General features: G+C 71.8%; 6 protein-coding genes. 5 read left to right on the plus strand and 1 reads right to left on the minus strand.

The features are described 5' to 3' along the window. The 5 genes from sucB to HET64_RS34535 form a co-directional block, all read left to right on the plus strand. Window positions 1-1,050, plus strand: a 1,050-nt coding sequence (gene sucB / locus HET64_RS34515; RefSeq protein WP_215111194.1) for a 2-oxoglutarate dehydrogenase, E2 component, dihydrolipoamide succinyltransferase, incomplete at its 5' end; no start/stop codon positions are given. A 148-nt stretch (window positions 1,051-1,198) separates the two neighbouring features. Beyond that, window positions 1,199-1,822, plus strand: a complete 624-nt coding sequence (locus HET64_RS34520) for a GntR family transcriptional regulator (protein ID WP_007452799.1) — start codon at window positions 1,199-1,201, stop codon at window positions 1,820-1,822. 310 nt (window positions 1,823-2,132) lie between these two features. After that, window positions 2,133-4,805: a pyruvate dehydrogenase (acetyl-transferring), homodimeric type gene (gene aceE, locus HET64_RS34525; RefSeq protein ID WP_215111195.1), complete on the plus strand. Its 2,673-nt coding sequence runs from the start codon at window positions 2,133-2,135 to the stop codon at window positions 4,803-4,805. Between the two features lie 141 nt (window positions 4,806-4,946). Continuing rightward, a complete protein-coding gene (locus tag HET64_RS34530; RefSeq protein WP_215111196.1) occupies window positions 4,947-5,930 on the plus strand; it encodes a YafY family protein in 984 nt (327 codons plus the stop codon). A 62-nt stretch (window positions 5,931-5,992) separates the two neighbouring features. Continuing rightward, window positions 5,993-6,514: a DUF4240 domain-containing protein gene (locus tag HET64_RS34535; RefSeq protein WP_215111197.1), complete on the plus strand. Its 522-nt coding sequence runs from the start codon at window positions 5,993-5,995 to the stop codon at window positions 6,512-6,514. Between the two features lie 9 nt (window positions 6,515-6,523). Here the strand turns inward: HET64_RS34535 and HET64_RS34540 are convergent. Continuing rightward, the coding region (locus HET64_RS34540) for a GNAT family N-acetyltransferase (RefSeq protein ID WP_251146284.1) at window positions 6,524-6,896 on the minus strand (373 nt) is incomplete at its 5' end.

The following is a 6,896-nucleotide window of genomic DNA, read 5'->3' on the forward strand; positions in this document are numbered from 1 at the left end:
GCTCCGGCTCCGGCCGCTCCGGTCCAGGCCCCGGCGGCCCCGGCCGCCCCGGCACCGGCTCCGGCGCAGCCCGCCCCCGTCGCCCAGGCGCCGGCCGCCCCGGCCGCGCCCTCCGGTGACGACGGCGCGTACGTCACGCCGCTGGTCCGCAAGCTCGCGTCCGAGAACAACGTGGACCTGAGCGCGGTCAAGGGCACCGGCGTCGGTGGCCGGATCCGCAAGCAGGACGTCGTCGCCGCCGCGGAGGCCGCCAAGGCCGCCGCAGCCGCTCCGGCCCCGGCCGCTGCTCCGGCCGCCGCCAAGGCGCCGAAGCTGGAGGCGTCGCCGCTGCGCGGTCAGACCGTCAAGATGACCCGCATGCGCAAGGTCATCGGCGAGAACATGATGAAGGCGCTGCACTCGCAGGCCCAGCTGACCTCGGTCCTCGAGGTCGACATCACCAAGCTGATGAAGCTGCGCAACCAGGCGAAGGCCTCCTTCGCCGCCCGTGAGGGCGTCAAGCTGTCCCCGATGCCGTTCTTCGTGAAGGCGGCGGCCCAGGCGCTGAAGGCCCACCCGGTCGTCAACGCCCGGATCAACGAGGACGAGGGCACCATCACGTACTTCGACTCGGAGAACATCGGCATCGCCGTGGACGCCGAGAAGGGTCTGATGACCCCGGTCATCAAGGGTGCGGGCGACCTGAACATCGCCGGTATCTCCAAGAAGACCGCGGAGCTCGCGGGCAAGGCGCGCGGTGGCGGCCTGACGCCGGACGACATGTCCGGCGCCACCTTCACCATCAGCAACACCGGGTCGCGCGGCGCCCTGTTCGACACGGTCATCGTGCCGCCGAACCAGGCCGCCATCCTGGGCATCGGCGCGACGGTCCGCCGCCCGGTGGTCATCGACCACCCGGACCTCGGCGAGACCATCGCGGTGCGCGACATGACGTACCTCTCGCTCTCCTACGACCACCGTCTGGTGGACGGCGCGGACGCCGCCCGCTACCTGACGTCGGTCAAGGCGATTCTCGAGGCGGGTGAGTTCGAGGTCGAGCTCGGCCTCTGAACTCCCCTGCTGTAACCAGCCTCACCAGCGGCGCCCCCGTCCGGAACTCTTCCGGGCGGGGGCGCCGCCGTATTGTCTAAACAGCCCGGGAGGCCCACCGCCACCGTGATGATGTAGGCAGCACCGGTCTGCCCCGAAGGAGCACCTCATGACCCCGCCCGTCGTCCACTCGCTGCGCGAACAGATCCGCGAGCACATCGTGGAGGGGATCGTCAGCGGGCGCTGGAAGCCGGGTGAGCGGATCGTGGAGCGCCGCATCGCCACCGAGCTGGAGGTCAGCCAGACGCCCGTGCGCGAGGCGCTGCGCGAGCTGGAGACGCTCCGGCTGATCGAGTCGGCGCCCAACAAGGGCGTCCGGGTCCGCAATCTCACCGCGGCCGATCTGGAGGAGAGCTACCCGGTCCGGGCCGGCCTGGAGCAGATCGCGGCGGAGCTGGCGGCCCCGCGGCTCGGCCGGGACTGCTCGGCGCTGGCCCCGCACGTGGCCGCGCTGTACGAGGCGGACCGGCTGGCCGACGGCGAGGCGCAGGTGCGGCACACGGTCGGCTTCCACCGGGAGATGGTGCGGGCGGCCGGGAACGCGGTGCTGCTGCACACCTGGGAGGGGCTGGGCATCGAGGTGTTCACGGCCCTGTCGATCCGCTGGCTGGGCACGGTGCAGAAGTCGTACGCGGAGGAGCACCAGGCGCTCATCGACGCGTTCCTCGCCGAGGACCCGGGGATCGGGGCCCTGGTGAAGGCGCACGTGCTGGGCTGCGCGCCCCGCGCCTGAGCCTTCCCGGCGCCTGCGAGCCTTCCCGCCGCCCCGCGCCTGCCCCCTCCTGCGGGGCTCCGATCATCTGGCGCCCGGCCTGCTCTTCCGTGCAGGTCAGCGCCCTATTTGCACGCTATCTCGCGTCACTCCGTGCCCCCTTTCGAGGCACCCCATGCCACTTTTCTTCGTATCGAGAAGTTTTGCCTTCAATCCTTTGATCGATCATCGATCAGCGCCTTACAGTTCATCCGCGGGCCCACCGGCCCCATCGCCCTGTCCTGCCAGCCAGGGCCTTCTCCACCCCCCTCCTCTCCGGAAGGCGGCGATCATGACCGACCCCGTAGGAAAGCTTCCGAGCGAGCTCGACCAGCTCCCGGACCGTGACCCCGAGGAGACCGCCGAATGGGCGGCCTCCCTGGACGCCGTCACCCAGGCCGCCGGCCCGCACCGTGCCGCGTACCTGATGCGCCGCTCGCTGCAGCACGCCGAGGGCGCCGGTCTCGCGCTGCCCAAGCTGCTGGAGACCGATTACGTCAACTCCATCCCGACCGCCGCCGAGCCCGAGTTCGACGGCGACCTGGAGATGGAGTCGAGGATCACCGCGTGGAACCGCTGGAACGCGGCCGCGATGGTGACCCGGGGCGCCCGGTACGGGGTCGGCGGCCACATCGCCACCTTCGCCTCGGCCGCCTGGCTCTACGAGACCGGCTTCAACCACTTCTTCCGCGGCAAGGAGGGGGACGGCTCCGGCGACCAGCTCTACATCCAGGGCCACGCCTCCCCCGGCATCTACGCCCGCGCCTTCCTCGACGGCCGGCTCAGCGAGCAGCAGCTCGACAACTTCCGCCAGGAGGCGGGCGGCGAGGGTCTGCCCTCCTACCCGCACCCGCGGCGGCTGCCCTGGCTGTGGGAGTTCCCCACCGTGTCGATGGGCCTCGGCCCGCTCTCGGCCATCTACCAGGCGCGCTTCAACCGCTATCTGGCCAACCGCTCCATCAAGGACACCGCCAACTCGCACGTCTGGGCCTTCCTGGGCGACGGCGAGATGGACGAGCCCGAGTCGACCGCCGCCCTCGCACTGGCCTCGCGTGAGCAGCTCGACAACCTGACCTTCGTCATCAACTGCAACCTGCAGCGCCTCGACGGCCCGGTCCGCGCCAACTTCCGCGTGGTCCAGGAGCTGGAGGCGCAGTTCCGCGGCGCCGGCTGGAACGTCGTCAAGACGCTCTGGGGCAACGCCTGGGACGAGCTGTTCCAGCTGGACACCACGGGCGCGCTGCTGCGCCGCCTGCGCGAGGTCCCGGACGCCCAGTTCCAGACGTACGCCACCCGCGACGTCGCCTACATCCGCGAGCACTTCTTCGGCGCCGAGCCCGCGCTCGCCGAGCTGGCGAAACTGCTCACGGACGCCAAGATCGGCGAGTGTTTCTACACCTCGCGCGGCGGCCACGAGGCCCGCAAGGTGTACGCGGCGTACAAGGCGGCCGTGGAGCACAAGGGCGCGCCGACCGTGATCCTGGCCCAGACGGTCAAGGGCTACACGCTCGGCAAGGGCTTCGAGTCCAAGAACGCCAACCACCAGATGAAGAAGCTGTCGATCGACGAGTTCAAGGGCATGCGCGAGCTGCTCGGCCTCCCGATCCCCGACAGCGCCTTCGAGGACGGTCTCGTCCCCTACGGCCATCCGGGCGCCGACTCCCCCGAGGTCCGCTACCTCCAGGAGCGCCGTGCCGCCCTCGGTGGCCCGGCCCCGGCCCGCCGGATGCACGCCTCCGCGCCGCTGCCGCAGCCCGAGGAGCGCGCGTTCAAGGCCCTGTACAAGGGGTCCGGCAAACAGGAGATGGCCACCACCATGGCGTTCGTCCGCCTGGTGAAGGACCTGATGCGGGACAAGGAGACCGGCAAGCGCTGGGTGCCGATCGTCCCGGACGAGGCCCGTACCTTCGGTATGGAGTCCCTCTTCCCGTCCGCCGGCATCTACTCGCCGCTGGGTCAGACGTACGACCCGGTCGACCGCGACCAGCTGATGTACTACAAGGAAGCCAAGGACGGCCAGATCCTCAACGAGGGGATCACCGAGGCCGGGGCCATGGCCGACTTCATCGCCGCCGCATCGTCGTACGCGACGCACGGCGAGACGATGATCCCGTTCTACATCTTCTACTCGATGTTCGGCTGGCAGCGGACCGGCGACCAGATGTGGCAGCTCGCCGACCAGCTCGGCAAGGGCTTCATCGTCGGCGCGACGGCGGGCCGTACGACCCTGACGGGTGAGGGCCTCCAGCACGCGGACGGCCACTCGCACCTGATCGCGGCCACCAACCCTGCCTCGCTCAACTACGACCCGGCGTTCGCGTACGAGGTCGCGGTGATCGTCAAGGACGGCCTGCGCCGGATGTACGGCCCCGAGGCCGAGGACGTCTTCTACTACCTGACGGTCTACAACGAGCCGAAGCCCCAGCCCGCGATGCCCGAGGGCGTCGAGGAGGGCATCGTCAAGGGCCTGTACCGCTTCAAGGAGGGCACGCCCGCGAAGGCGGACGCGCCGCGCCTGCAGCTGCTGGCCTCCGGCACGGCGATCCACTGGGCCCTGGAGGCCCAGGAGTTGCTGGCCGCCGACTGGGGTGTCACGGCCGACGTCTGGTCCGCCACCTCATGGGGCGAGCTGCGCCGCGACGCGCTGGAGGCCGACGAGGCGCTGCTCCGCGGTGAGCAGCGGGTCCCGTACGTGACGCAGGCGCTCTCCGGCGCGCCGGGCCCGGTGCTCGCGGTCAGCGACTGGATGCGCCAGGTCCCGGACCAGATCAGCCAGTGGGTGGAGCAGGACTGGTCCTCGCTCGGCACGGACGGCTTCGGCCTCTCCGACACCCGCGCCGCGGCCCGCCGCCACTTCGGCGTCGACGCCCAGTCGATCGTGGTGGCCTCGCTGGCCCAGCTCGCCAGGCGCGGCGAGGTCCCGGCCTCCGCGATCAAGGAGGCCCGGGAGCGCTACGGGCTCTGAGCCCACTCCCGTACGGACCCCTCCTGTACGAAGCCGAAGCCCCCGGTCACCGGAGCGTGCGCGTCCGACAACGCGCCCGCCCGGCGGCCGGGGGTTCCGGCGTCGGCGCGGGGCGGGCGTGCCTGCCGCCACAATGGGCCCATGCGCGCTGCCCGGCTGATCAAGATGGTGCTGCTCCTGCAGGCCCGCCCCGCGATGACCGCCGCCGAGCTGGCGGCCGAGCTGGAGGTGTCGGAGCGCACGGTCACCCGGGACGCGCAGGCGCTCTCCGACGCGGGCGTCCCGGTGTACGCGGAGCGCGGCCGGGCCGGCGGCTACCGGCTCGTCGGCGGCTACCGCACCCGGCTGACCGGTCTCGCCCGGGACGAGGCGGAGGCGCTGTTCCTCTCCGGGCTGCCCGCCGCGCTGCGCGAGATGGGCCTTCAGGACGCGGCGTCGGCCGCCCGCCTCAAGGTGTCGGCGGCGCTGCTGCCCTCCCTGCGCGACGCCTCCTCCTCCGCCGCCCGGCGCTTCCACCTGGACGCCCCCTCCTGGTACCACGAGCCGGAGACCCCCGAGGCGCTGCCCGTCATCGCCGACGCGGTCTGGGACGACCGGCTGCTGCGGGCCCGCTACCGCCGGGGCGGGGGCCGCGAGCAGGAGGGGACGGAGGTGGCGCGGGAGCTGGCTCCGTACGGTCTCGTCCTGAAGGCCGGTGTCTGGTATCTCTGCGCCCGGGCGGGCGAGGACTTCCGGGTCTACCGGATCGACCGCTTCACCGCCGTGGAGCCCGCCGAGACACGCTTCGACCGGGACGAGAGCTTCGACCTGCCCGGGTTCTGGGAGGAGCGGGCCGCCGGGTTCGCCCGGTCCCTGCTGCGTACCGAGGTGACCGTACGGGTGTCCGAGCGCGGGGCGCGGATGCTGGCGTACACCGGTGACCGGGCGGCGGCCGCCACCGCGCTCGCCGAGGCCTCCGAGCCGGGTCCGGACGGCCTGCGCACCCTCACGCTGCCGGTGGAATCACTGGACGTGGCCTACGGCCAGCTGCTGGCGCTGGGGCCCGAGTTGGAGGTCCTGGCGCCCGAGTCGCTGCGGATCCGGTTCGCGGACGCCGCCGAACGCCTGCGCGAGATGTATCGCTGAAAGGCTTCAATTCGGTGTCTGCGCGTGCGGGAGCCCCCGGCAGGCTGGATGCTGGACCCGTGATGGACGAAACGGAATTCTGGGAGATCATCGACAGCACCCGCGAGGCCGCCGAGGGCGACCCCGAGGACCACGCCGACCTGCTGGTGGAACGGCTGGTGCAGCTCGATCCCGATTCCGTGCTGGACTTCGCCCGGCACTTCGAAGCCCGCTACAACCGGGCCTACCACTGGGATCTGTGGGGCGCGGCGACCGTGCTGCTGGGCGGGGCGAGCGACGACGCGTTCGACTACTTCCGCTGCTGGCTGATCGGCCAGGGCCGGGAGGTCTTCGAGGGGGCGCTGCACGATCCGGACGGCCTGGCGGAGCTGCTGGAGGACTTCGACGAGAGAATCGACGGGGACGGTGAGGAGTTGGGCTACGCGGCGGACGAGGCGTACGAACAGCTCACCGGTGTGGTCGCGCCGGACCTGGGGCTGCCGCCGCAGGCGGCGGAGCCGCTGGGCTCACCGGTCGACTTCGAGAACGATGAGGCGCTCGCCGCGCGCCTCCCCGAGCTGTGGGACCGCTTCGGGCCCCGGTGACCCCGTCGCTCAGGCGGGGCCGAGCGAGCGTCCCATGCAGACGTCGTCGACGTAACGTCCGTTCAGGAAGAACTCCCCGGGCAGCACCCCTTCGACGGCGAAGCCCTCCGAGACGTACAGGGCGCGGGCGGGGTCGTTGTGCGCGAGCATCCGCAGCGTGATCCGGTTGGCGCCCTGGCGGCGGGCCTCGGCGAACGCGGCCCGCACCAGGATCCGCCCGACACCGGCCCCGCGCGCCCAGTTCGCCACGGCGAGGCCCAGTCGATCGTGGTGGCCTCGCTGGCCCAGCTCGCCAGGCGCGGCGAGGTCCCGGCCTCCGCGATCAAGGAGGCCCGGGAGCGCTACGGGCTCTGAGCCCACTCCCGTACGGACCCCTCCTGTA

The organism is Streptomyces sp. McG3, assembly GCF_018619185.1.
GTDB lineage: Bacteria > Actinomycetota > Actinomycetes > Streptomycetales > Streptomycetaceae > Streptomyces.